The following is a 23,234-nucleotide window of genomic DNA, read 5'->3' as shown; positions in this document are numbered from 1 at the left end:
TCTTATGTTTGTAACATAAGTATCGGCAGGAGCAATCAGAACATTAGCAACTAAGATGTTAATTTAGTTTTCTTTGACTTGCATCAGCTTAAAAATAGTTTTCCTTTATAAAACAATTACTTAATATAAAATTATATTTAAAGAAGGCGGAAAGTGAAGAGAATTATAATTTAGAACCCCGATTACAACAGAAATCCATGATTAGCTCCGTTAGGTGCAAGCACGTTTCTCAACACGCTGTACGGTACTTACCCCGCAACCAACTATGTCTGCTGTCTTGCGGATACTCAGCCCATGACGACGCAGCTCAGTGATGCGTGCATGGAGGGCAACATTTACGGGGCGACCTTTGTAACGCCCTTCTCGCTTTGCTTGCTCTATACCCTCTCGTTGGCGACGGCGACGATCCTCCCAATCTTTATGAGCTACTGCAGCAAGCATATCCATAAGCATCGAATTGACAGCATCCAGCATTCGACCAGTGAAGTCGTCACTGTTGGACATTCGCAGTGCTGCATGGCTTGTTGGCAAGTCCAGTGAGACAACACGCAACCCAGCGCTCTGAATCGCACCTTTGAGCCGGTTCCAATCAGGCTTAGATAAGCGGGTAAGGCGGTCGACCTGCTCTACAAGCAAAACATCGCCATACTGTGCATCATCAATCAAGCGGGAGAGCTCAGTACGGTCAACCTTGGTACCACTCGCATTCTCGGTGTACCACGCCGCCACCTTAAATCCTTTTTCTTCGATAAAGGCATTGAGCGTTTCACGAGCACGGCTCGCATTCTGATCGCCAGTTGATGCTCGGAGATAAGCACGGATGAATATCGACTCTGCCATATGATCATCTCCAAGCGTCAATGTAGTCATTTGAGTGTATTCATAATACATGTGGTCTTATGGGTTGTAAATGCACATATATGAACACAGCTATACCTACTCAAGGGGTGTGTTCTTTCAGGTATAACCTAAAGATTACTGAAAATTCCCATTTACTTGTGTTTATTAACTATCGTCCAGAACCCATTACCTTGAGCTTCTCAGTGATGCGCATTCGTCAAGAAGTGAACCGCCCCGGTTATTCCGGAGACCGGTTTGTTTGAGTCAGGCAGCTTCACCCGACTCTTCCAGTTGACGATAATACGTCCTTTCTCGTTCTGCTGGTGGAACGTTTCCGATGGGTTCCAGCAGTCGGCGGTTGTTGAACCAGTCAACCCACTCCAGCGTGGCATACTCAACGGCATCCAGTCCCCTCCATGGGCCACGATGATGGATCACCTCCGTTTTGAACAAGCCGATGATGGTTTCAGCCAGCGCATTGTCGTAGGAGTCGCCGGTGGTGCCGACTGAGGCATTGATACCCTCGTCAGCCATACGCTCGGTGTAGCGGATCGAGAGATATTGGCTTCCCCTATCACTATGATGGATCAACCCTTGTCTGTGTTTTCGTGCCCACAGAGCTTGCTCCAGAGCGTCCAGCACCAGTGCCGTTCTCATCGACGTCGCTACACGCCAACCCACGATACAGCGTGCATAAACATCGATAACGAACGCAACGTAAACGAAGCCAGACCAGGTAGCGACATAGGTAAAATCGGCCACCCAAAGCTGATTAGGACGCATAGCCGTAAAGTCACGTTTCACTAAATCAGGTGCCCGTTTCTGGCCGGGATCACTGAGGGTCGTGAAGGGGCGTTGGCCTCGCACCACGCCGCGAATTCCTAGGCGGCGCATGAGCCGTTCTACAGTGCAACGAGCAACATTAACGCCTTCACGGCGGAGTTGCCGCCAGACCTTACGGGCACCGTAGACGCAGAAGTTTTCTTCCCACACGCGCTGAATCTCAGCGGTAAGAAACGCATCCTGCCGATACCGGTCTGCCCGCCGTTCAGGATCAGCTTCAAGTGCCTTGTGGTGGTAATACGTCGATGGGGCGATTGGCAGTTGACTACAAATCGACTCGACCCCGAACTGAGCACGATGCTCGTCGATAAATGACACCATCAATTGGGTTTGCGGTCGAGCTCCGCCTGGGCGAAAAAAGCAGCCGCCTTACGGAGAATTTCATTGGCACGCTTCAATTCGGTGTTTTCACGCTCTAGCTGCTTGAGCCGTTCATGTTCAGACAGGTTAACCGAGCTGTTTTCCTGCGTGAGTTCTGTGCGTTTGCACCAGGCTCTCAAAGTCTCTGGTGTACAGCCGAACTTGCTGGCAATGGAGCAGATCGCCGCCCACTTGGACGGGTATTCGCCTTGCTGTTCAAGGACTAATCGAACAGCTCGCTCCCGGACTTCTGGGGAATATCGTTTTGGTGAGTTCATAACTCCATCCTCTCAAGATATGGAGTCTCCGGTAAAGCCGGGGCGGTTCAAAGAGATTGTTGAATAATTGCTAACGAGATAGCTATTCTGAAACTGTGCATTAATAATCTACCTTCTTGGCGGTTTTTTTTATTAACATGCATCGCCAGAGGGTGCGTAGGCCGCTTAGTTCAACTCCAGCACCCACAGCCGAGCCCCTATACAACGCCTTCAAGCAACCACCATCCAGACTAACAGCAATAGTAAGGGTCGTGGCTGACACAGATGCTCACTAATCACCTTCTTCTATAAACTGTGCCTTTATCAAGTTGACCATATGCTGTGATTTAAACTGAGTTTTGAAAGCAATTTCGATGCCAAGGTTGAGTCGGTTAAGTAGTTCTTCCGCATGTTTTATTCGCTGTTTCTCATCCTTTTAAAAGTCTCCCTCATCCTTGTCTTTGGTCTCAACGATAAAGTTCAGTGGCTTTTTACCAACCCTTCCTTCGACAATGTAAACGAAGTGAGGTGAATAGGTTCCCCCACCAGATACCGGAATTCGAATCGAACTTTTGGGAATTTTGGTAAACACCGTTAATCGGTCAATTTCTTGCTGTATATTTTTTTCTCCAAAGGAGAATCATAGAATAGCTCATTAAACAACTTGGCCGGAGCGGTTCGGGTGAGGACATCAAAGCATACACTTAAGCTCCCCGTAGTCCCCCAACACGCAAAACGACGGTCACGTCGTTATCATTGCGGTTACGGAAGAACCAACCGTGGTTGCCAGTGAACGCTGTTTATAATCCGCCTTTATTTTCGGGCACGCCGCGACCTTTTCTCGTAGCTGATCAAGTTGCCATTTCCTTTACCGCGGGTGTCGAAATTCAGTGACCCACCCTCGGACGCCCAAGTAAGTGAATGTCGCAACAGCTCCATCCTCTACGTCACTATTAGCAGTGACACTAAGTAACCAGGTGTTGACTTAAATTTAGATAGACAAGCGTTCGCAGCGACTCTTATAGCAACAACATCGGGCGCATAATCCATTGCAATGCACCACCAGCGGTGTTCGTCATTCACAGGTTATAGTAAAAAATTCTGAATAATTTAACATCCCCTCCGGGGGGATAGGAATATAAGAGGGGACACATCATGACATCGCATAAACATCAAACACATCCAAAGATCATCAAGCGGCTAAACCGAGCACGCGGCTTACTTTCACGTACTCGCCGATGCCTTAACGTCAGTGCTGGCGATTGCCGCCCTACTATCAGGTAAATACATGGGCTGGAACTGGATGGCTCCAGCCATGGGCATTGTTGGCACCGTGCTGATCACTCGATGGTCGTGGCTTTTGCTTAAGGATACCGCCCGCGTATTACTTGATCAGCAGCGCCGTGAACTAGAAGCACAGGTTAAAAAGGCTATCGAAGACGAGCAAAAGCACATCACCGACTTACACATTTGGTCGATTGGTCCCAATATCCATGCAGCGATTGTCGCGCTGGTCTCAGGCACCCCAGAATCACCTGACATTTACCGGCAGCGCATTCAGAAACAGTGCGATTCTCTGGTGCATATAACGGTGGAAACGCAGTTAGATTCGAAGACAAACTCAGCAAGCTAATCAATGATTTTGTTGTTGGTTTTGCTCCCACGTCACAATGACCGCTAGCCCATGGGGCGTGCGATTACTAAGCGTAAGGCGTGCGTTTTGGCGCTGAGCCAACTCCGAGACAATCGATAAACCCAATCCGCTGCCGGTGGTGCCCTGGCCAGCAGCGCGCCTAAAGCGCTCAGTGACTTTATCCAAAAGTGCCTCAGGCAGCCCTGGGCCAGTGTCTCGTACAATCAGTTGAGGCGACCCCTCCCAAAGCGCCAACTCTACTTCCACTTCACCGCCTTCCGGCGTATAGCGCAAGGCGTTATCCAGTAGGTTACGAAAGAGAATACCCACCTCGACTTCGTCGGCGCGAACCTCCAGCTGGGTTAAGCCTGTTAGTCTTAAGTGCTGGTTTCGCTCTTCAGCGAGTGGCCACATCTCAGCTACCAATTCAGCAATAATCGGATAAAGATCGATAGTCGCAGGCGAGGTTGTAGCGACTTGATCCAAACGCGCCAAAATAAGCAATTGTTCTACCACCCGCTGAAGCCTTTCTACGCCAACATAAGCCTTTTGCAGTGAATGCTCCCCCCCCGCCTGCGCGTTATCCAGATGTATCCTAAGTGCGGCTAAGGGAGTACGTAATTCATGGGCCGCATCTGCTGTAAAGCGTCTCTCGCGCTCTAAGGTTTCTTTTAACCTAGTTATAAAGTCGTTTAGCGATTGGCGTAATTCATTCAGCTCTTGAGGAACAGGGTTATCGATTTTACGTAAGTCGTGGGCGGAGCGGCCTTGTACTTGGCTGGAAAGCGCTTGGATGGGCGTAATACCGCGCAGGATAATACGGCTCATTAGCCACAGGAGGAGTGGCAGCAAAAAGAGCATCGGCAATAAATTGTTCCAGGTGATGCGCTCCACCACTTCATCGTGAAACGAACCTCGCACCCCCATGCTGATCCAGGTATCGCTGGCAAAGTCGAACATGCTGAACACCCGCCAACGATGACCATCGTAGCTTTCCCAGCGAAAGCCCTCTTCTAGAGGCGCGGGGAAAGGGCCTGCATCGCTCCATTTGCCCCCTAACAGTCTGGGTGAGCCATCTGCATTCCAAAAACCCAGTACTAATTTAAGCTCTTCTTCGTGATAAAGCTGGGAACCTGATTCAGCGCTGATCACTGGCACTGCTTTACCATCACGATATAGCTGCGCCGGATATTCTGGAAGCCCCATGCGCGAAGCCATGCGAGCATAGTCGTCAATGGTCGCGTTTGGATCGAGCTGGCCAGCCACAATCCGGCTATGCAGGCTGAGCTGTGTATCGAGAATTTCTTCTAGCTCATGATCCGTAATCAAGTAGGCAGCAGTAACCGCAACGCCCCCGGCGACCACCATGGTAATGGCTAGGGTGCGGAGTAGATAACGCCTTATCGATATCATTGTGCTTGGCTATCCAGTCGATAGCCAATCCCGCGTACGTTAATAATCAGATGCTTTTCAAGCTTTTTACGCAGATGATGGATATGCACTTCCACCGCATTGGACTCTACCTCGTCGCCCCAACCGTAAAGCAAATTTTCTAAACGAGGACGAGAGAGAACCCTGTCCGGGTGCCTGGCTAACTCTAACAATAAGGCATACTCGCGTCGGCCCAACTTTACGTCTTTACCCCGCCAACTCACCGCATGACGAGCTTCATCAATACTCAGCGCCCCCAGCGTCAATATTTGCGAAGCACGCCCCTCAGCACGGCGCATGACAACCCGCAAACGGGCAAGTAACTCCTGCAAATTGAAAGGCTTGAGCACATAGTCATCCGCCCCCGCATCTAAGCCGCCAATACGGTCTTCCATCGCATCGCGGGCCGTCAAAATCAGAATAGGCAGAGTGGATTGCTTACGGAGTAAATGCAGCACTTGCATACCGTCTATATCGGGCAGTCCAAGGTCCAAAATGATCACACTAAAGGTCTCGCTGCTGATAGCGCTGATTGCCTCGCGGCCAAGCATAAACCAATCGACCGTGTACCCCTCGCGTTCCAGCGCCGTTTTAATTCCATCCCCCAGCAAGGGGTCATCTTCTATCAGCAGTGCACGCATGCTGCTTCCTCAATCGACAAACCGCTATCTTGGCTACCAAAACTTAACCTTTTCTTAAATACGACAACGTATACCACACAAGGCATACGCATCTGAATCCAACCACCCTATTTTGCAAACCTCTTGCGCAGTTTAACTCTTCTTTAAGTTATGAGGCTCAAGCTGTCCCTACCGCCATGGGCAAAGCCAACGCAGCGCTATCACCTGCGTTTATTTTGAATCGCCCTAATCGCTGCAATTGGTGGATCATTTCCGATTAACTGAACAGAGCGCCAGAGTATGCACTTACTGACCCTTATTAGAACAAACTATTATTTAAAAATAATGGCCCGTTTTTTAGAAAAAAGAATGAAACGATATTTACTGGGAGGCATACGATACATCCTCAAAGCGCCTGCGCCAGAAAGCATCGACAGCCTTGTGGGCATAGAGAAAATTTTAATTATTCGCCCTAATTTTCGTCTGGGCAACGCACTTATCAGTACCCCTGTCATCGATGCTTTGCGTGAATGTTTTCCTTCCGCGCGCATAGACTATTTAGCGACGGATAAAACGTTGCCACTGTTGCAGCACCGACCTGTTGACCATTTTTATTTACTGTCGAGAACCGCGATCCTTCGTCCTTGGCAGTGTGTGACACTATTACGACGCTTACGAGCACAACGCTATGACCTAGCAGTACAAGTGAGCGGAGGATCAACGAGCGGCTTTATCGTGACCCGGTTAATAGGGGCACGGTACAGCATGGGGTCACGTAAAGGTCCCCAGCGCTGGTATAGCATTGAGGCGGATGGCAAGTCATCACATGCCTACGATGCCATCGTTAATTTGACACGTCCGCTCGGCGTTGCATGCCGTAATCGGCCATTGCTCCAGCTAACGGAGCAGGAACGCTATCAAGCAATGGCAAAGTTAGAACAGCTCGTCAGTCTTCATAGTGATCACCCGTCAGAGACTGACTTTATTGCGATATTCGTAGGCGGGCATCAAAACAAACGGTGGCCGTTGGCATTCTGGCTTATGCTCATCGATGCCATGGAAGCCCATAAAATACGCTATGTCGTTTTCCTTGGGCCTGAAGAGTTTAGGCTTTTAGCACCCATTGAACAGCGTTTGATGTCATCGCTGTATGGCAGCTTATGTCCTCCGCTTGCTATTCGTCACTTTGCCGCCGTTTTAGAGCGTGCTCGACTACTCGTGACGCCAGACTCAGGGCCGATGCACTTAGCGGCTGCTCTTGATGTAGCCACCATTTCCCTGGTGCGCCAGAAAAAATCACTCGCCTTCGTACCACGAGAACCCTATGACACCGTTCTGTGGCGCCCAGAGATCAGCACGGTAATAGACGCCATACGCGCTACTCTTGGAGGACAAAACGCAACGGCTCCCGTTCAATCGGCCTCGTTAACAAACCAACCCACACAGTGGGTAACACCACCACCTAGTGCTGACCAGTTGTATTCTAGCTACTGAATTAAAGCACATAACTGTTCGTTAAGCCTTGCACTTTATAGTGCCTCTACTATTACGTTATCGAGTGTACTGTCTTGCCTATTTTAACTACATCAAAACCTAACGGCACGGGTGTTAAACGCATCTTCCGCGCTTCTATCAATGCAGTATCGGGTTTAAAGGCTTGCTGGATAAATGAATCTGCCTTTAGGCAAGAGGTGATGCTCTGTCTCGCCCTTTACCCTTTTGTATTTTTTGTTAATGCCACTTCCGTGGAAAAAGCGTTGCTGTTTTCTTCACTCACCCTTGTAGTGATAGTGGAACTCATTAACTCCGCTATCGAAAGCACCATTGACCGTATCGGACTAGAACATAACGAACTTAGCGGGCGTGCTAAAGACATGGGGGCTGCCGCCGTCATGATGACCATTTTTATGATGATGGGTGTGTGGCTATGCGTGCTGCTCAACTAAATGTTCTCCAACCCTTGGCATCCACTTGGCTTTTATTTCTTATTGCCATGTCGATTTTCAGTAGTTTAAGCATAGATTTTACGCTAGCCGATTTTATATATCGCCTTCAGGGTAATGCTTGGGAATGGAAAGATACCTTTATTACCCAAGATGTTCTTCACAAAGGCGGTAAATGGCTAAGCTTGGTGATGGGTTTAGCCACACTTTTCCTATTAATACTAAGCACCATAGTTACTCGTCTCAAAGCGTATCGCACACCGCTTTTATATCTTTTTTCCGCAACGCTTCTTTCAGCGCTATTGGTAGCAACTATTAAACACTTGGTGAGCATGGAATGCCCTTGGGACTTAGTTCGCTATGGTGGGGCACGAGAATTTATTGGCTTGCTCCACATACGGCCTTCCTCAATGCCAGCGTCCGCCTGCTTTCCCGCCGGGCATGCCAGCGCAGGCTATACGTGGATAGCCTTCTACTTCTTTTTTGCCGCCATACGGCCCCATTGGCGATGGGCAGGGCTTGCGCTGGGTTTAGGGCTTGGCCTTACGTTTGGGATCACACAACAGTTACGCGGGGCGCACTTTCTGTCCCATGACCTCTGGACGGCCATGATTTGCTGGACCGTAAGCTTTGTTCTTTCAAGAGTCATATTACACCTCAGCGTTCATTAATCTTTTCATACAGAGAACCTTTCGATGTCCCCTTTGCTGTCATTGCCTTCAACAATTGTCGACTCCGCTTGGTCTTATCGCCCTACATTAAGTACGGAGCAGCTTGTCTTATGGGGTGTTGTCATATTCAGTGTTTTTTACAATGTACCTTTTTGGCAACAAGTCTTTGCTGGCTATGACCTTTTTGCCGTCCAGACGTGGCTGACCTTTGCCAATATGTTTTTAGTAATGACCTGTCTTAACTTTTTGGTCTTCGTTAGCCTAGCTTCGCGAACACTGGTAAAACCCCTCTTAACCTTACTGTTTCTGATTGCCGCCTTCGTCAGTTACTTTACCAGTTACTACGGCACCTATTTTGATACTTCCATGTTAGATAATGTGCTTCAAACAGATACTAACGAAGCACAGGAACTTCTCACCGTTGGTTTATTGATTCATTTGGCCTTCTTTTTTGGCTTGCCTACCGTCATGATTTGGCGAGTTAACATCATGCCTTCAACCTGGAAGAAGGCTGTTCTGCGCCGTTTAGCTTATTGCTTCGCCAGTACAGCGATATTGCTGTTAGCGATCTTTTTATCTTATCAAGAAGTGTCGTCACTCATGCGCAACAATAAAGAGCTTCGCTACTTGGTGACTCCAGGTAATTATATTGTATCGATGACGCAGGCGATTTCCAGCCAACACGCTACCGCGAACACGGTGCGATCCCCAGTGGGAGAGGACGCCCGTATCAGTTCGCACGTGGGTGACAAACCCACACTACTCGTCATCGTCGTGGGTGAAACGGTACGGGCGGCGAATTGGGGGTTAAATGGTTATGAACGCCAAACCACACCTAAACTTGCCCAGCAGCCTGACGTTATCAATTTTTCAGAAGTTTCCTCATGCGGTACAAGCACAGCAGTCTCATTACCCTGCATGTTTTCATTACCAGGGCGTGCCGATTACGCTAAATCTTATGCTCAGCAACATGAATCCTTGCTGGACGTATTAGCCCACGCCGGGTTTGAGGTCACATGGCTTGATAACCAGTCAGGCTGTAAAGGTGTCTGTGAGGGAGTAGCAACAAAAGCGCTCTCATCAGAGGACTATGCGTCTTTATGCCAAGATGGGCGATGCCTGGATGAGGCACTGGTTCAAGCCTTAACCACGCAAATTAGCGGTACCTCAGCTGATCAGGTGGTTGTGCTACATCAGCTAGGCAACCATGGTCCCAGCTATTACCAACGTTACCCTGCTGCCTACGAACGGTTTGTGCCTACCTGCACCACCGCTGATTTAGCCAAGTGTTCAAGAGACGCCATCACAAACAGCTACGACAATGCCATTCTCTATACCGACACCGTGTTGGATCAGGTGATTGAGACGTTAAATCGTCAGGATGACTACGCAACTGCGATGATCTACCTCTCTGATCATGGTGAATCACTGGGTGAAAAAGGCCTATATTTGCACGGCATTCCCTATGCCATTGCTCCCGATGAACAGACCCATGTGCCTATGGTCTGGTGGCTTTCCAACTCATTTTCACAGCAGCAAGGGCTTGATATGGATTGCTTACGCCAAGTCTCTAATCAAGCCGCCTCGCACGATAACTTATTTCACAGCGTACTGGGTTTGCTTGGCGTAGCAACGGACGTTTACCAGCAGGCAGAAGATATTAACCAAAAGTGCCGGAGCATCGCCAATTAATGAATGCTTAAGTTATCGTTAAGTATTCCATGGCAAGCTGGTTTCCACTCTGCTCAATTATTCTGGTGCATGCACATGGTTTTATCGTATTTATTGGACTCCAGCCAATGTTTTTGGAGAGGGCTTCTACCCCAAAAAAAGGCAACCTTGGAAGGCTTAGTAGGCGATGCCAATACATCTATTCAGTCTACTAAATGGCTTTCCTTTAGAGCCAGTGTTGTTTTAATTACCTTACTAGCGATTCTGCTGTGGTTAACGGGAATAGAAAAAATCGAGATCATCATCGGCATATTAAGTATAATTTCAAATGGCATATCACAGTTACTTGGACGCTATTTTTCTATCAGTGCACTGAAAATGGTTGAAAATGATTTAATAGATACGCTCGACGCATTGGGAGCAGCAGGAGTTGGAACATTAGTAATTTTATATTTATTGGGTTAGCACACTTAATATGCACTATTGTTCAATTATTTATGCAGCTAGGGAAAAAGTAAAGGGCGGGGAAACATAGTTAGCCTATGCTATATATTTTATACAAGACGAACTATATTTTTAACGTTTTGACTTGTTTATCTAGCGGGAAATGATAGTGTTCGGGGTCTCTTAATCCCCCTCCCGCACACCACTGATGACGTCGTGAACTAGCCAGGGCAGCCAGGGCAGGACTTGAGCGCATCTTCAAAGAGAGTATCTGGTACCAAAAGTGCGGCGTGATGTTAATTGATTTGTGCGATCACGATCACGAACAACTGGGTTTGCTAGCCGAGCCACAGAGTGATGCAAAGCGCGCACGAAATGAAAAACTCATGGCCACATTGGATAAGTTAAACCGAGAGCACGACAAAAACACTGTAAGGCTTGGAATGCCAAGAAAGCAAAACGCCTGGGAGCTCCGTTGTGAGCATCGTACGCCGCGATATACATCAAGGTGGGACGAATTAGCGGTAGCAAAGTCTTAGAAGGATGCCGTCCCTGGCAAGACTGAATCCTTTCCCTTCTAAAATTACATCCTTGGTGTGATGCATTCGACATGCTTTAAGCGGCGATACTCGGCATCACACTTACACCCTACCTTGTTTAAAACTGTGTGAATGTAAGTGATTGACTTCAGTATTTGTAAGTAATCTCCTACAAATACACCCCAATAGAAGAATTTTCATTTGCTAATTATTCTCGCTCTTCAACAACCCAGCCTACAACTTCTTCATTTCCGAATTCTGCTTTCCATTCTTGTATCTGTTTCTGGTTACCACCACGCGTTTCTACCACCTCACCCGTGTGAGGGTTCTTGTAGACCTTAAGTGTACGTTTCTTACGTCCGTCTGTGTTACTAGCAGCTTTCTTGCCCGCCCCTGGCGCTTCATAGTTGGGATCAAGCATTTCACACACTTCACGCGATACTTTGCCATATTCGGTCATCAGCTTAGTGAGTGCGTCTTTAAATTCTAATTCTTGCTGTAGCTCCTTGTTATCTTGTAATGCGTTCAGTTCTTCTTGCAGTTGCTTTAGAAGCTGTTCTTTCTTGATGTAGTCACTCAATACTGATGACATTGGTTCACCTTGAATTAATGGATTTCTTTACAATCATTTTTTACAACGTGAATACTAATATTAGAAATGTAATGTAGCAAGATGATATGCATAAGTTAGAGCATCTCACCCACTCGATTATCCAATTTTTCAAATTCAATTCTGTCATCTTCACATATGTTATCGAGCAGCATTATCTCATCGGCCCTACAGCTGCCTGTAGCCCCTTTTTAAATGCTGATGGTGCTATTACAAATACATCAATAGATGAATGCATCAGACGATCTTTGCAAAAGCCACCTGTAGTGTTAAATTTACATATCATCATGTAAGCGCTTAAGCATTTAAAGCAATACATATTTTCAACTATTTATAATATAATTGAAATATCAATTCATTGAAATATAAAACGAATCAATATCTATGGGCTTCGTATAAAATTTAAATACATTCCTAAAAATTTCCAAAACCGCATCTTGACTCACACCGACTTCTTTGGATAGGGTTAGTACATCCTCTAACACAATTATTTCAAAGTTAACAAACCCATCAAAATCTTCATTTTGATATTGAAAAACTATATCAATATTATCTGTATTAATACCATCGCGCCCTAGCCTAGCATTCAAATCCTCTGATATAATTCCAAAAATCTTAGGTAAATCGAAACAGTCCTCCTTTAATATTTCCCTTTTCGTTCTCCATACAACTTTAGGAACGCCATTAATGTACAACTCAGAGACTAAGGAATTATCATTAAACATATCATCACAGAAAAGCATAGCAAACCTATACAATTGGTATAAACAATAAATAACCTTTGCAATATGCGTTAAAATACTTAAGCAAGGAGCAAAGATAACGCAGAAACACACTAACGGGTTAAGGGGGTAATTGCCTTGATGACAAGCTCAATTACGTAGTATCAGCCCTTTCTTCTCTTAATTCTCTCTACAATCCATTCGTCTACTTCGTTCTCTACCCATGCAACAGAACGTTCAGAAAGCTGAACGGGCGAAGGGAAATCATTTGCATGGATAAGTCGATGCAAGGTTGTGCTACTAAAAGCGCAGCGCTTCAATACTTCAGGGCGGCGAATCAGAGTAGGATAGTCATTTTTCATTTGACGCATTACAACAACTCCTAAAAAATAATGAGATGTATAATGCTTCAAAATCAGATAATTAGCACCGCAACTGCGGTAGCGTTTTTCGCAGTGCGGTACGCCTGCCAAGGTAGTAGGCTTATGCTCTCAATTTTTTACCCATGAGTGACTATAATTAACATGTCGCTGATTTTCCCAATAAACCAGTAATTGTGCTATTTTATGCATGTGCTTAAGACGATGATGGTATACAGCCATTTCTGTCCTGTTAAGCCAATACTTTTATTACTTCATCAAGAAGGGGCATAAATGGGGGCATACGACATTTCCCTCTTACAAAAACACTGAATTATCAAAAGTTAAGCATCACTTTTAGTTGGACGCCGCCTCCACCACCTTACTATACAAATCAAGCACCTACGGGTGCTTTTTTTGTGCCTGTGGGCTGTAAAAGGCTGTTTTAGGCATAGCTATGTCAACATTTAATTTAGCAGTTTCTACGCGCCTTAAGACCGACCATGCTCTTGGATATATGCTTTTAGTGCTTGGTCGATGCGACGCTGCCAACCATCACCTTGAGCCTTAAAATGCTCGATCACTTCCGGTGACAGACGAATGGAGGTCTTAACTTTAGTGGGCGTCTGCTGGCGTCCGCGCTGCCCAATGGTTCGCTGCAGATTAGCAGGCAATACTCCAGACATAGGCTTCATTTGCTCAACGTCTCGGTCTGTGAGCTCTCTTACTTCACCGTCCTTATTCGTGAGCCGCGTTTTCATAGCGCCTTACCTCTCGTGCGTTGGCCTTTCTAAGACTGATAACCCGGATGCCTCCTTCAATGGGTGTAAAGCACACCACAGGCACCCTCTCCCCAATTTTTCCCAAACCTATAAAGCGCTGCTCTGGATAGTCAACGCGCTTATCCTCATGGAATAGCGCTCCTTCCCAGTCAAAACGCTCTACCGCTGTAAACGGTAGACTGCGCTCCTCTTCGTTCTGAGCGCTTTTGTTTGAGTCAAAGTCGATTATCATGCTTTTAATTGTATGGACAGAAAGAGATAAACACCAGTTCCCCTAGTGAATAACCAATCGAGCGGCCCTAGCCTACAAGGATCTGTTAACGCTTTTCCTTCCACTTACGTGGATCAATTCGCCCTTCGTACATGGGTAATTCCAGCACCGGGTCATCGTCTCGGAACTGAGACCACATGCGGTTCAAACCCGCAGTGCCGAAAGTACGCACACGCTCGACCTCATCCAGGTTAAGTACATCGGTAAGAATGCCTGGGGTCGCGCCGGACATCCTCGCGCGGATACGGCCTTCGGGGTCGACGATCAAACTCTGCCCCTCCCCCGAAGGCGCGGCCGAATTGGCGCTCACCATATACACTTGGTTGAAAATAGCATTTGCCTGGACAAGGATTTGCTCCTGGGCGCGGTCGCAGGTGGTGGTGGCCACTTGGTTGATGATCACCTCTGCCCCCAGCCACGCTAGCTGGCGCACCATCTCGGGAAACCAGATGTCGTAGCAGATGGCAAGGCCGACCCGACCTATGCCCGGCACATCGAACACTTCAAAGCGATCTCCCGGCTGATAAGGTTCGTAAGGCCGCCACGGGAAACACTTACGGTAGGCAGCCACTCGCTCACCTTCGGGCGAATACACCGGCGCGGTGTTGTACAGATGCCCGTCCTCACCCCGTTCGCATACTGTGCCGGGTAGCAACCATACCCCCAGGTTGCGGGCGATACGTGACAAATGCTGATGGCGAGGGCCATCGATTGGCTCAGCAGCGGCTTCCAGTTGCTCCTTGCGCTGCTGAGGCGTACCCGTGGCACCGCACAGATGAAGCTCCGGATAAACCACCATCCTGGGCTGTTCAAAATCAGCACCGAAGTCACTCAGGTGTACCGCCATCTCGGCCTCGAAGTCCAGCAGCTCGAAGTCAATGCCGTGCGGCCGCGAGGCTTCCTGCACCACAAGGACAGGCAAATTTCTGGACATGGTAGATCTCCGTTAATGGGTCGCTTTTACTGAGGCGGTTGCTGACTCGGGCTCTGAGTCATCAAAGGCCACTTCCGGCGGTTCGCGACGGAAGAATCGGGTCAGGTAAGCCAGTTGTGCGAGACCGATGGAAAGCCAGATCAGACCAAGAATAAAGGCATTGATATCCAGCTTACTCATCAGCCAAAGGTTGACCAGGGCACCGATGAGCGGCACTAACATTCCTCTAATCACACCATACTGGCGCTTTGCATCGGCGTCTTTACTCACCAGAAAGATCACTGACAGGTTAACCATCGTGAAGGCGATGAAGGCACCGAAATTGATAAACGAGGCGGCCGATAATACATCGAGAAACAAAGCGATGATGCCGATAGCGCCCGTCAACACGATATTGAACACCGGCGTATGGAAGCGCGAGTGCAGCGCACCGAACAGCTTCGGCGGCAGTACCGTGTCCCGCCCCATGGCAAACAGCAGTCGAGAGGCACTCGCTTGGGCGGCCAGGCCAGACGTGAACTGGGCGAGTACCATGCCGGCCAGAAAGATAGCCCCGAAGAGATCCGCACCGATGGTGGTGGCAATTTCAAAGGCGGCGGAGTCGGCGTTTACGAAACTTCCACCCGGGTGAACCAGCTGGGTGGTGTAGCCCACAAGCACGTAGATACCGCCGCCAATCAGAGCGGTGAGCATGATGGCTTTGGGAATATTACGCTTTGGCTCGATGGTCTCCTCGGTCAGTGTGGTCACGGCGTCGAAGCCAAGAAACGAGTAAGCGGCCACCGCTGCGCCCGCAGCTATCGCGGTAAAGCCCGCCTCTTCACCCAAGAACGGCCCCAGGCTAAAAAGTGCGTCGGTGCCACCGGTTGCAAACACGTGACGAATTGAAAGCAGTACGAAGAACGCGATCACCAGTATTTGGAAGACCATCAGCAACGAGTTCACTTTGGAAGCAAGTTTGATGCCGTAGATATTCAAGAAGGTGGTGATACCGATGAAGCCCAGCAGGAATATCCAGCTCGGCACTTCAGGAAAACGCGCGTTCAGATAAGCGGCGCCGATCAACCAAATCACCATCGGCAGGAAGAAATAATCCAGCAGTACGCTCCATCCCACCATGAAGCCAACCCGCGAGTCGATGGCTCTGCGCGCATAAGTATAGGCAGACCCTGCTACGGGATAAGTACGCGCCATAATGCCGTAGCTGTATGCCGTGAATAGCATGGCAACGGTAGTGATGAGGTAAGCTGTGGGTACGGCGCCATTGCTAGTGCTGGCAATCACACCGAAAGTGCCCAGCACGATCAATGGCGTCATGTAGGCTAGGCCAAACAGTACCACGGCTTTTAGGGATAGGGTTCTTTCCAGTTTGATATTGTTATCCGTCATGATCCGTCTCCAGGAAACGTTGGAACCGACAGCGGACAATCGCTGAGTCGGCACAAAACGAAGAGGTGGTTTATCAAGCCAGCCGCCGAGGCTAGACCAGCTTGCTACCGTTAATGATCGGCAAATAAACCTCAGTTGCTGGCGGTGCAGCTGTCCAGCTAGACTGAGATGCTTCTTAGCCAACCTATCTAGAACGGTATTGGCAGCTCATCGGATCGTATATAACCCCAGCGTGGTATGGGCCTGCGGATGTGGAATTGGTGACTCATAGCGAAATTGACGCAGTACTGGCCAATACCCTCATGGCGTTGGCGACCCCTGCGTTGCCGCAACACTTCTCCGCATTGGTGAAACGTCTAGCGGCATTCGATAATTTGATCATCATCGCTTATCACGGCGAACATCGGCCAGCGGTGCTCTATCGGGAATACACCGACCCTGTCGTTTATCTACCGATGGATAGCCAATATCTAGGGGGAGATTACCTGCTGGATCCGTTTTACCGTGAGCACCTCAGAGGCGATGTGCAGGGCATACGCCGATTGAGAGACATAGCACCCGATCACTTTCGACGCACGCATTACTATAAGAACTACTATCAGCAGACCACACTACTGGACGAGGTAGCGGTTTTCGCCAATATCACTGAGAGCGATACGATAACCGCCTGTTTTGGTAGGGATCGTTCCAGTGGCAAACCCTTCAATAGGCGTGAGCTTGAGGTTCTGCAACAGTACGAGCTGACCCTCAGTTACCTGCTGAAAAAACACTGGCAAGACTACCGCGCTGAAGGCATGAGCATAGCGCCGTCAGTTCCTCTTGAGGAACGCCTAAGAGAGGCCCTAAATCAACAACACAGCATCCGTTTGAGTCCACGCCAGGCGGAAGTGGCCCTGTTTATTCTAAGAGGCCACTCATCCTTATCCATCAGCCTACATCTGGAAGTCAGCCTCCAGACAGTTAAAGTCTTCCGTCGCCAGCTCTATGCCAAGTGCTGCATTTCATCCCAGGCGGAACTCTTCGCGCTACTGATGCCGCTGTTCGCCCAGTTAACAGAACACAAATGAAATATGGCCTAGCAGCTCAATTTAGCCGCTTTAAGCTCTGCTTATCATCATCGATGACTTTGAAGTGATGATGCTTTAAGTTCAGTACATAGCTATCTCGTGCATTACCCTGCTTGTCGTTAGTGCGCTGTAAATACGCATGGAGATTTTCAGGTGTACACATAGCTTTTATTTTATTGATAGTGGCCGCCCAAATTCCTTCCATTGCTTTTACTTCCGTTGTTTTCCCATAACCACTTACCATCTTTACCGCTATCCAGTTCACATGATAAAGAACGATAATGCCGGGGTATAACTGATAGTACCTATCCACATCGATTTTATTTAATGTCACCGCGTATTGAGGATCGACGCCATACTTGTGTGACTGAAAAAAGGGCGTCGTTTGGCTTTTAAGGTCAACGTATCTGCCTGATTCAGTGTGGATAAAATCGGGCACTGTTGGGTCGCTTACCTTCTCCTCATTCAGCCTCAACCCCAGCTTTTCGCCGTATAGCGTTAGAAAACGCGTCTCCAAGCGCTCCCCGTCCTTACACCACTCCAGCTTTTTTTGTAAATCGTTGTGGATAAGTTCATTGCCATCTTTGTCATAAAGCGTATAGGTGGCCATACCCGCTCCTATATTCCCTTCACTATTCCCTTCGCGCTTTTTTCGGCTAGACCCTTATGCTCTGCCCGGTCGAGAGCGCCAAGCGCCTGAGTTAAATTTATTTAGCAATAAAATCATATCCGCTGAGAGGGGGCAATAGGCGCAGCTAAATCCGGTTTAGCCTCAATAAAGGTGGCTTAAAAAGCAAAGCGCTGGCATCTAGCCAGCGCTTTGTAACCTGCACGTATAGCGTGATACGAACCTAATGGAAGGAGTTTTTTCGTATCAATCAGTGCAGCTTAATGCGAAATCATTTCTTCAACGATTTCCTCACCGCTCAGCTCGGATGGGTAATACGTCGGCCAGTGGGTGACTTCCTCTAATAACGCTTGGCGATCATCACCCCAGTAGAGATGGTAGTGATGCGCATCAGTGGGGTAAATACTGTGGTCGCTAAATTGGATATATTTAGGCAGGTCTTCAGACGCTTCTTCAAGCTCATAGATAAACCGCACACCTCGGTTACCTGCTTGGTAAGTTAGAATTTCATAGCCGTCGTATTGGTATTCGCCTGATCTCTCTTCGCCACTTTCGACGAAGGTGACGCTATTGCCGTCAATGACGATACGCTCTACATCCGTTTGGTAACCGGTATCGTAATACGCTTTGTACTCTTCGGCCGTCTTGTCGCCATTTTCTGCTTTATGCGCAAAAACTTCGTCAAGCGTGCCATCCTGCAGATAGGGATAAACGGACTGCCAATCGCCTTCCCAATCTGAAAGCGCACGATCCTCAACCTGCTCATCATCAAAATAGCCTGAATAGATATCGCTATCGCTATCGTGGTCGTGGTCGTGGTCGTGGTCGTGGTCGTGGTCGCTATGAGTATGGTCGTGATCATGGTCATGATCGCTGGCGCTAACGCCTTGAACGCCCGTCAGTATCAGGGCACTCAATACAAACGCGCTGGCGGCCTTAAGTGGCAATGGTGTCATATTCGTTTTTCCTTTGGCTGCTCGTGAAACAAGTCGCCAAAAGATACAATATAACATACCAATCAATCAAGCTCGTTTTTACATTCCGCGAATAAACCCTATAAAACTAAGGAATTGATCGCAGAGCTTTTGCTGCTCTTATAGCAGGCGCAGCTATGCTTAATGGGAAATATTTTTTGGCAGGCACAAACGCATCGGGCCCCGCCTAAGCGGGGCCCGATCATCGAATCTAAGCGATTCGAGAACTTAAATAATCGCTAGGATTAAGAAAGCAGCTTAATGTTTGAAGCTTGAAGGCCTTTCTGACCTTGGGTAACGTCAAAAGAGACGTTAGCGCCTTCAGGCAGAGTTTTGAAGCCATCAGACTGAATTTCAGAAAAATGAGCAAAAACGTCATCGCTGCCGTCAGAAGGAGCAATGAAACCGAAGCCTTTAGAATCGTTGAACCACTTAACTGTGCCAGTTGCCATGATATTAAATCCTTTTCGCAAGTCGCGAATTGTAGAAATCCTGGTATTACCCAGATAAATAGTGAGTAGAACAAGGAATACAATTACAGACTACCGAAAGAATTCGAATGTTTCTGGAACCATGCTTGCTTGCTAACTTACTAACTGCGCACATCCTGTCACGTAGTCAACAGCAGGTCAAAGCCTTTATGTTTTTTATTTTGTTGTTCTGCCACTTATAGCCACTTTAAAACCGCGCAAACTCCCCAAAAAAGTCGTAATCTTGCCAGTGAGCTAGGCACTACTAATTCGTCCGCCTAGCGCGCTTGGCTTGCCCGGTGAAACCCGCGTCATTCGCGGCCTGGCGAGCACTTTGGAAGAGGTTTTAGCATGCTATATGGACTTAGTTTGTTGGCAGGTATCGCCCTGTTGACCCTCGGTGGGGAATCACTTATCCGCGGCGCGGTGGCTGGCGCACGAAGAGCTGGCGTCTCGCCACTGTTAACAGGGTTGGTGGTGGTGGGTTTTGGCACCTCGGCCCCTGAGCTTGTCGTCTCGATTGATGCCGCAATTAACCAGCAGCCTGACATTGCGGTTGGTAACATTGTGGGCAGCAATATCGGCAATATCTTATTGATTCTAGGCCTATGCGCGGTTATCTGCCCAATGGTGGTTCAGCCTTTAGCGCTGCGCCGGGATGGGCTGGTCGTGGTGTTGGCCAGCCTGCTGTTTATTGCGCTTTCCTTCGGCGGTGCACTGGGTCGTGTCGATGCAGCAATTTTTATAGCGGGCCTGGTTGGCTATCTTGTTTGGGCCTACTTAAGTGAAAGCCGTCAGCACATCCCCGCGGCGGAAATGCACGCTTCAGAAGCGGAGGAGATGACCAAACTCCCCACGACAGGCTGGATGATCGCCGTAGCGTTAGTGGTTGGTTTGGGCATGCTGATTGGCGGATCCCAGCTACTCCTATATGGCGCCATTGGGTTGGCCCAGGCCATGGGCATTTCCGAAGCAGTCATCGGTTTAACCATCGTCGCCATCGGCACCTCCCTGCCGGAGATGGCCGTATCGGTAATTGCTGCGTTACGCCGCCATGCGGATGTTGCCGTCGGGAATATTCTGGGCAGCAATATTTTTAACCTGCTTGGCATTCTGGGTATCTCCGCGTTTTTACAGCCGCTGCCCCTTGCGCCGCGGGTGGCCCTATTTGACCAGTGGGTAATGCTGGGAGCCGCGGGCATACTGGTGCTGTTTTTGTATACCGGTATGCGCCTGTCGCGCTGGGAGGGCGCCTTGCTGCTCGCAGGCTATGCCGCATATATAGCGTTGAGCTTTACGATCTTTTGAGATGATCTAACCGTTGATTGCGTTGAGCCAAAAGCCCATCGTTTTGGCTCAACGACTTGATTGTTTATCGCGGAGAAAAGTCATCGTGCACATTGCAACTTTGGGGCCTAGTGGCAATAACCATGAGCTGATTGCCAAGCGCTATCTCAAAATGCGCTGCTCAGGAGAAGGCAGCATTACGTTATTTACCCGCTTTGAAGATGCCTTCCACGCACTGATCAATGACCAAGTGAGCCATGTGTTGCAGTGTACCGCGCATTTTGCCCATAGCGATTGCGTCGGCCGCTATATGCATCGCGCTTACCCTGTGGATACGTTTATTGCCGGTAGCAAGCCGCTGGCGCTGATCGCCCAGCGCACCTCTGTTAGCCCCACCCAAGTAGCGCTACAACCAGCGACCCGCTACTACACCGACTTAACGGCCTATACAGAGATCATAGACACCCCCACCACAGTGGCGGTGGCAGAAGGGCTTCTGGCAGGACGTTTTGAGGCGGGCATTTGCGCTGAAGAGGTGCTAGGGCAAGCCCCCGAGCAACTGCGTTTGGTGCAGTCACTGGGGCCTGCGCTAGATACCTGGGTAGTGTTTGCCACCACCCCACTACCCGCCTCTTCGCCATTACGGCTAGACGCTGACGGTTAAACAACAGGGCTAAACTACAAAGATCAGAATAGTTCCTCCCAGGATCAATCCACCCCGCTGCCACAGCGCTTTTCGCGCAATAACTCCGTAAGAGATAGCACCTAAACCAATCGCCACTTTCAGCGCATCCAACAAGGCGCCGAAAGGGTTAAAGGCCAGCTGAATCATCTCTGGGTTGGCCACCATGGCTAGAGGAATAATATACAACCCTATTCCTAACGCCATGGCTTTGAATGCGACTTTTAGCCAATTCTCCCCCACCATGCCCGCAGCGATAAACACGCCGCCACACACCGGCGGCGTGATCGTCGAGAGCAGCGCGTACCAAAAGACAAACAGATGCGCCAAAAGCGGTTCCAAACCTAGCGAGGTCAGGGCAGGCCCAGCGACAGAGACACAAATCACATAAGCGGCGGTGGTGGGCACCTCCATGCCTAAAATCAAGCAGGCGAGCGCTGTGAGTAGCAAGGCTGGCCAGAGCATGTCATTGGAGAGCGATAAAATGCCCGAGGTGATCTTGACGCCCAATCCTGTCAACGACAGCACGCCGACCACTAGTGAAGCACACAGAATAATGGAACCAATGACGGCAATCTGACGCCCAGCGGTGACCACTGCGTCGGATAAACGGTTAGCAAAGCCGGGGAGCGAAAAACGCAGCGTCACGTTAAAGAAGAGCAGCGCAATACCGGCGAAAATCGCAATGCTGGCGGCGTACTGGGGAGTAAAACCGCCGTTAAAGATACGTTCTAACAGCAGCACGAAGGGGATGGCAAAAAACAGCGAGGTAATCAGCACCTCTTTCGCGCTGGGTCGTTCACTTTCAGCCACGGGCTTTAGATCATGCCGGGTCGCATAGGCATTAATACCCACCCAGACGGTCAAAAAGTAAAGCACCGCTGGAAGCATCGCCGCGGCCATGATTTGGGTATAGGGCGTGCCGGTCAGCTCCACCATCACGAACGCCCCCGCGCCCATTAGCGGCGGCATGATTTGCCCGCCGGAGGAAGCAACAGCTTCCACCGCACCTGCCAGCGAACGAGGGTAACGCAGCCGCACCATAGAGGGAATGGTGATTGCCCCAGTGGAAGCGACGTTGGCAGACGCCGAGCCGGAGATAGAGCCCATCAGCGCCGATGAAATCACCGCCACTTTAGCGGCCCCACCAGTGAGCCGCCCCGCCACCGCACTGGCCAGGTTCATAAAGCCCTGGCCCGCCTCTCCCGCATTGAGCACCGCACCAAAAATCACAAAAATCGCCACCACGCTGACGCTTACCCCCGTCAGCGACCCCCATAATCCGCCTTCGGCAATCGTTAGCGTACCCACCATACTGGCCAGCGGCAGCCCAGGATGACCAAAAGCGCCAGGAATATATTGGCCGAAGGCGCCATACATTAACGCCAGCAAGGCCACCAGCGGCAGAGGCCAACCGATGGCTCGACGGGCAGCCTCAAGCGCTAAAGCCATCAAAAACAGGCCAATGCCCATCTGTAGATGAGTATCAATAAAGCCGTACTGGTTGGCTAGCGCAGCTTCGTTAAATGCGATATAGCCACACGCGGCAGCACCCAATACCGTCAGCAGCCAGCCGCTGACTCGCTGCGCTGGCGTATTGGCCATATAGACCAGCACCCAAGGCAATAGCAGCGCCATATGCAGCGGTCGGCTGACCAGCGCAGGTGTTAAGCCATAAAAAATCAAGCCAAGATGGAACATTACACTGACCGCGCCTAACGCCATCCAGCCAGGCGCTAATGAACGATCATCCTCAGGGGTCGCCGCTTGCGAAGAGGTAAAAACACGCATGCCTTGTTGCCTATCA

26 protein-coding genes and 1 other annotated feature are annotated in these 23,234 nt (G+C 49.3%); of the genes, 10 read left to right on the top strand and 16 right to left on the bottom strand.

The annotated features are described in order from the left end of the window. Nucleotides 1-210: 210 nt before the first annotated feature. From SR894_RS01270 to SR894_RS22915, 3 genes are all read right to left on the bottom strand, one after another. Nucleotides 211-840, bottom strand: a complete 630-nt coding sequence (locus SR894_RS01270; RefSeq protein ID WP_246638271.1) for a recombinase family protein — start codon at nucleotides 838-840, stop codon at nucleotides 211-213. Nucleotides 841-1,104: 264 nt separating this feature from the next. Further along, nucleotides 1,105-2,321, bottom strand: a protein-coding gene (locus SR894_RS01265; protein WP_159342931.1) for an IS3 family transposase whose coding sequence is annotated in 2 segments (ribosomal slippage) — nucleotides 1,105-2,036 and nucleotides 2,036-2,321 — 1,218 coding nt in all. Because the reading frame shifts where the segments join, the coding sequence is not laid out codon by codon here. After that, nucleotides 1,930-2,046: a sequence feature (AL1L pseudoknot), on the bottom strand. (Overlaps the previous gene by 117 nt.) Nucleotides 2,322-2,736: 415 nt before the next feature. Beyond that, nucleotides 2,737-2,907, bottom strand: coding sequence for a restriction endonuclease (locus SR894_RS22915; protein WP_479694318.1), 171 nt, complete (start codon nucleotides 2,905-2,907; stop codon nucleotides 2,737-2,739). Nucleotides 2,908-3,588: 681 nt separating this feature from the next. Here SR894_RS22915 and SR894_RS01260 point away from each other — a divergent pair. Continuing rightward, nucleotides 3,589-3,933, top strand: coding sequence for a cation diffusion facilitator family transporter (locus tag SR894_RS01260; protein ID WP_246638200.1), 345 nt, complete (start codon nucleotides 3,589-3,591; stop codon nucleotides 3,931-3,933). Here SR894_RS01260 and SR894_RS01255 read toward each other — a convergent pair whose 3' ends face one another. Together SR894_RS01255 and SR894_RS01250 are read right to left on the bottom strand one after the other, a co-directional pair. After that, on the bottom strand, nucleotides 3,934-5,346 hold the full coding sequence (locus tag SR894_RS01255; RefSeq protein ID WP_223288602.1) for an ATP-binding protein: 1,413 nt from the start codon (nucleotides 5,344-5,346) through the stop codon (nucleotides 3,934-3,936). It lies immediately after the preceding gene. Continuing rightward, nucleotides 5,343-6,005 carry a response regulator gene (locus tag SR894_RS01250; RefSeq protein ID WP_223288603.1) on the bottom strand — a complete coding sequence of 221 codons (663 nt, stop codon included), beginning with the start codon at nucleotides 6,003-6,005 and terminating at the stop codon, nucleotides 5,343-5,345. The genes SR894_RS01255 and SR894_RS01250 overlap by 4 nt, the downstream gene beginning before the upstream one ends. A 279-nt stretch (nucleotides 6,006-6,284) precedes the next feature. Between SR894_RS01250 and SR894_RS01245 the strand changes: the two genes are divergently transcribed. The 6 genes from SR894_RS01245 to SR894_RS22910 all read left to right on the top strand — a co-directional run bounded on the left by SR894_RS01245 (nucleotide 6,285) and on the right by SR894_RS22910 (nucleotide 11,252). Beyond that, nucleotides 6,285-7,478 carry a glycosyltransferase family 9 protein gene (locus tag SR894_RS01245; RefSeq protein ID WP_223288604.1) on the top strand — a complete coding sequence of 398 codons (1,194 nt, stop codon included), beginning with the start codon at nucleotides 6,285-6,287 and terminating at the stop codon, nucleotides 7,476-7,478. Between the two features lie 74 nt (nucleotides 7,479-7,552). Beyond that, nucleotides 7,553-7,930 (top strand): diacylglycerol kinase, encoded by a 378-nt coding sequence (locus SR894_RS01240; protein WP_246638201.1) that lies wholly within the window; start codon nucleotides 7,553-7,555, stop codon nucleotides 7,928-7,930. Next, nucleotides 7,912-8,598, top strand: a complete 687-nt coding sequence (locus SR894_RS01235) for a phosphatase PAP2 family protein (RefSeq protein WP_223288605.1) — start codon at nucleotides 7,912-7,914, stop codon at nucleotides 8,596-8,598. The genes SR894_RS01240 and SR894_RS01235 overlap by 19 nt, the downstream gene beginning before the upstream one ends. 24 nt (nucleotides 8,599-8,622) lie before the next feature. Then, entirely contained in the window at nucleotides 8,623-10,290 is a 1,668-nt protein-coding gene (locus tag SR894_RS01230; RefSeq protein ID WP_223288606.1) for a phosphoethanolamine transferase, read from the top strand. A gap of 75 nt (nucleotides 10,291-10,365) precedes the next feature. Then, on the top strand, nucleotides 10,366-10,734 hold the full coding sequence (locus SR894_RS01225; RefSeq protein WP_223288607.1) for a hypothetical protein: 369 nt from the start codon (nucleotides 10,366-10,368) through the stop codon (nucleotides 10,732-10,734). Between the two features lie 272 nt (nucleotides 10,735-11,006). Further along, nucleotides 11,007-11,252 carry a DUF4113 domain-containing protein gene (locus SR894_RS22910; RefSeq protein WP_223288608.1) on the top strand — a complete coding sequence of 82 codons (246 nt, stop codon included), beginning with the start codon at nucleotides 11,007-11,009 and terminating at the stop codon, nucleotides 11,250-11,252. Between the two features lie 208 nt (nucleotides 11,253-11,460). Here the strand turns inward: SR894_RS22910 and SR894_RS01220 are convergent, their stop codons facing one another. The 7 genes from SR894_RS01220 to SR894_RS01190 all read right to left on the bottom strand — a co-directional run bounded on the left by SR894_RS01220 (nucleotide 11,461) and on the right by SR894_RS01190 (nucleotide 16,319). Beyond that, the gene (locus tag SR894_RS01220; protein ID WP_223288609.1) at nucleotides 11,461-11,844 is read right to left on the bottom strand and encodes a histone-like nucleoid-structuring protein, MvaT/MvaU family; all 384 of its coding nucleotides are present in this window, start codon (nucleotides 11,842-11,844) and stop codon (nucleotides 11,461-11,463) included. Nucleotides 11,845-12,212: 368 nt separating this feature from the next. Next, nucleotides 12,213-12,587 carry a hypothetical protein gene (locus tag SR894_RS01215; protein WP_223288610.1) on the bottom strand — a complete coding sequence of 125 codons (375 nt, stop codon included), beginning with the start codon at nucleotides 12,585-12,587 and terminating at the stop codon, nucleotides 12,213-12,215. 161 nt (nucleotides 12,588-12,748) lie between these two features. Continuing rightward, the gene (locus SR894_RS01210; protein ID WP_246638202.1) at nucleotides 12,749-12,955 is read right to left on the bottom strand and encodes a helix-turn-helix transcriptional regulator; all 207 of its coding nucleotides are present in this window, start codon (nucleotides 12,953-12,955) and stop codon (nucleotides 12,749-12,751) included. Between the two features lie 479 nt (nucleotides 12,956-13,434). Continuing rightward, nucleotides 13,435-13,704 carry a BrnA antitoxin family protein gene (locus SR894_RS01205; protein ID WP_133731611.1) on the bottom strand — a complete coding sequence of 90 codons (270 nt, stop codon included), beginning with the start codon at nucleotides 13,702-13,704 and terminating at the stop codon, nucleotides 13,435-13,437. Continuing rightward, the gene (locus tag SR894_RS01200; RefSeq protein ID WP_133731612.1) at nucleotides 13,682-13,957 is read right to left on the bottom strand and encodes a BrnT family toxin; all 276 of its coding nucleotides are present in this window, start codon (nucleotides 13,955-13,957) and stop codon (nucleotides 13,682-13,684) included. The genes SR894_RS01205 and SR894_RS01200 overlap by 23 nt, the downstream gene beginning before the upstream one ends. Nucleotides 13,958-14,042: 85 nt before the next feature. Further along, a complete protein-coding gene (locus tag SR894_RS01195) occupies nucleotides 14,043-14,930 on the bottom strand; it encodes a carbon-nitrogen hydrolase family protein (RefSeq protein ID WP_208862675.1) in 888 nt (295 codons plus the stop codon). A gap of 12 nt (nucleotides 14,931-14,942) precedes the next feature. Then, nucleotides 14,943-16,319, bottom strand: a complete 1,377-nt coding sequence (locus SR894_RS01190; RefSeq protein WP_133731613.1) for an APC family permease — start codon at nucleotides 16,317-16,319, stop codon at nucleotides 14,943-14,945. 260 nt (nucleotides 16,320-16,579) lie between these two features. On the opposite strand from SR894_RS01190, the gene SR894_RS01185 reads away from it, so the two are divergent. Continuing rightward, nucleotides 16,580-17,386: a helix-turn-helix domain-containing protein gene (locus SR894_RS01185; RefSeq protein ID WP_244286533.1), complete on the top strand. Its 807-nt coding sequence runs from the start codon at nucleotides 16,580-16,582 to the stop codon at nucleotides 17,384-17,386. 16 nt (nucleotides 17,387-17,402) lie between these two features. On the opposite strand, the gene SR894_RS01180 is transcribed toward SR894_RS01185, so the two are convergent. The 3 genes from SR894_RS01180 to SR894_RS01170 all read right to left on the bottom strand — a co-directional run bounded on the left by SR894_RS01180 (nucleotide 17,403) and on the right by SR894_RS01170 (nucleotide 19,440). Continuing rightward, a complete protein-coding gene (locus tag SR894_RS01180) occupies nucleotides 17,403-17,996 on the bottom strand; it encodes a hypothetical protein (protein ID WP_133731615.1) in 594 nt (197 codons plus the stop codon). A gap of 278 nt (nucleotides 17,997-18,274) precedes the next feature. Next, complete coding sequence (locus SR894_RS01175) at nucleotides 18,275-18,970, bottom strand: metal-binding protein ZinT (protein ID WP_223288611.1); 696 nt, start codon at nucleotides 18,968-18,970, stop codon at nucleotides 18,275-18,277. Between the two features lie 263 nt (nucleotides 18,971-19,233). Beyond that, complete coding sequence (locus SR894_RS01170; RefSeq protein WP_007111857.1) at nucleotides 19,234-19,440, bottom strand: cold-shock protein; 207 nt, start codon at nucleotides 19,438-19,440, stop codon at nucleotides 19,234-19,236. Between the two features lie 369 nt (nucleotides 19,441-19,809). Here SR894_RS01170 and SR894_RS01165 point away from each other — a divergent pair, with 369 nt between their 5' ends. Both SR894_RS01165 and SR894_RS01160 read left to right on the top strand, forming a co-directional pair. Next, nucleotides 19,810-20,766 carry a calcium/sodium antiporter gene (locus tag SR894_RS01165; protein WP_133731617.1) on the top strand — a complete coding sequence of 319 codons (957 nt, stop codon included), beginning with the start codon at nucleotides 19,810-19,812 and terminating at the stop codon, nucleotides 20,764-20,766. An 85-nt stretch (nucleotides 20,767-20,851) separates the two neighbouring features. Next, nucleotides 20,852-21,409, top strand: a complete 558-nt coding sequence (locus SR894_RS01160; RefSeq protein ID WP_133731618.1) for a hypothetical protein — start codon at nucleotides 20,852-20,854, stop codon at nucleotides 21,407-21,409. 9 nt (nucleotides 21,410-21,418) lie between these two features. Here SR894_RS01160 and SR894_RS01155 read toward each other — a convergent pair whose 3' ends face one another. Beyond that, nucleotides 21,419-23,218 carry a TRAP transporter permease gene (locus tag SR894_RS01155; protein ID WP_223288612.1) on the bottom strand — a complete coding sequence of 600 codons (1,800 nt, stop codon included), beginning with the start codon at nucleotides 23,216-23,218 and terminating at the stop codon, nucleotides 21,419-21,421. Nucleotides 23,219-23,234 lie beyond the last annotated feature (16 nt).

This window comes from Vreelandella neptunia, assembly GCF_034479615.1.
GTDB lineage: Bacteria > Pseudomonadota > Gammaproteobacteria > Pseudomonadales > Halomonadaceae > Vreelandella > Vreelandella neptunia.
The sequence above is the reverse complement of the archived record's forward strand: the minus strand, read 5'-3'. Positions and strand labels throughout refer to the sequence as shown.

Coding starts and splice junctions, on each gene's coding strand:
- SR894_RS01270 (WP_246638271.1), bottom strand. CDS start 840: ATGGCAGAGTCGATATTCATCCGTGCTTATCTCCGAGCATCAACTGGC.
- SR894_RS01260 (WP_246638200.1), top strand. CDS start 3,589: ATGGGCTGGAACTGGATGGCTCCAGCCATGGGCATTGTTGGCACCGTG.
- SR894_RS01255 (WP_223288602.1), bottom strand. CDS start 5,346: ATGATATCGATAAGGCGTTATCTACTCCGCACCCTAGCCATTACCATG.
- SR894_RS01250 (WP_223288603.1), bottom strand. CDS start 6,005: ATGCGTGCACTGCTGATAGAAGATGACCCCTTGCTGGGGGATGGAATT.
- SR894_RS01245 (WP_223288604.1), top strand. CDS start 6,285: ATGCACTTACTGACCCTTATTAGAACAAACTATTATTTAAAAATAATG.
- SR894_RS01235 (WP_223288605.1), top strand. CDS start 7,912: ATGCGTGCTGCTCAACTAAATGTTCTCCAACCCTTGGCATCCACTTGG.
- SR894_RS01230 (WP_223288606.1), top strand. CDS start 8,623: ATGTCCCCTTTGCTGTCATTGCCTTCAACAATTGTCGACTCCGCTTGG.
- SR894_RS01225 (WP_223288607.1), top strand. CDS start 10,366: ATGGTTTTATCGTATTTATTGGACTCCAGCCAATGTTTTTGGAGAGGG.
- SR894_RS22910 (WP_223288608.1), top strand. CDS start 11,007: ATGTTAATTGATTTGTGCGATCACGATCACGAACAACTGGGTTTGCTA.
- SR894_RS01220 (WP_223288609.1), bottom strand. CDS start 11,844: ATGTCATCAGTATTGAGTGACTACATCAAGAAAGAACAGCTTCTAAAG.
- SR894_RS01215 (WP_223288610.1), bottom strand. CDS start 12,587: ATGTTTAATGATAATTCCTTAGTCTCTGAGTTGTACATTAATGGCGTT.
- SR894_RS01210 (WP_246638202.1), bottom strand. CDS start 12,955: ATGCGTCAAATGAAAAATGACTATCCTACTCTGATTCGCCGCCCTGAA.
- SR894_RS01205 (WP_133731611.1), bottom strand. CDS start 13,704: ATGAAAACGCGGCTCACGAATAAGGACGGTGAAGTAAGAGAGCTCACA.
- SR894_RS01200 (WP_133731612.1), bottom strand. CDS start 13,957: ATGATAATCGACTTTGACTCAAACAAAAGCGCTCAGAACGAAGAGGAG.
- SR894_RS01195 (WP_208862675.1), bottom strand. CDS start 14,930: ATGTCCAGAAATTTGCCTGTCCTTGTGGTGCAGGAAGCCTCGCGGCCG.
- SR894_RS01190 (WP_133731613.1), bottom strand. CDS start 16,319: ATGACGGATAACAATATCAAACTGGAAAGAACCCTATCCCTAAAAGCC.
- SR894_RS01180 (WP_133731615.1), bottom strand. CDS start 17,996: ATGGCCACCTATACGCTTTATGACAAAGATGGCAATGAACTTATCCAC.
- SR894_RS01175 (WP_223288611.1), bottom strand. CDS start 18,970: ATGACACCATTGCCACTTAAGGCCGCCAGCGCGTTTGTATTGAGTGCC.
- SR894_RS01170 (WP_007111857.1), bottom strand. CDS start 19,440: ATGGCAACTGGCACAGTTAAGTGGTTCAACGATTCTAAAGGCTTCGGT.
- SR894_RS01165 (WP_133731617.1), top strand. CDS start 19,810: ATGCTATATGGACTTAGTTTGTTGGCAGGTATCGCCCTGTTGACCCTC.
- SR894_RS01155 (WP_223288612.1), bottom strand. CDS start 23,218: ATGCGTGTTTTTACCTCTTCGCAAGCGGCGACCCCTGAGGATGATCGT.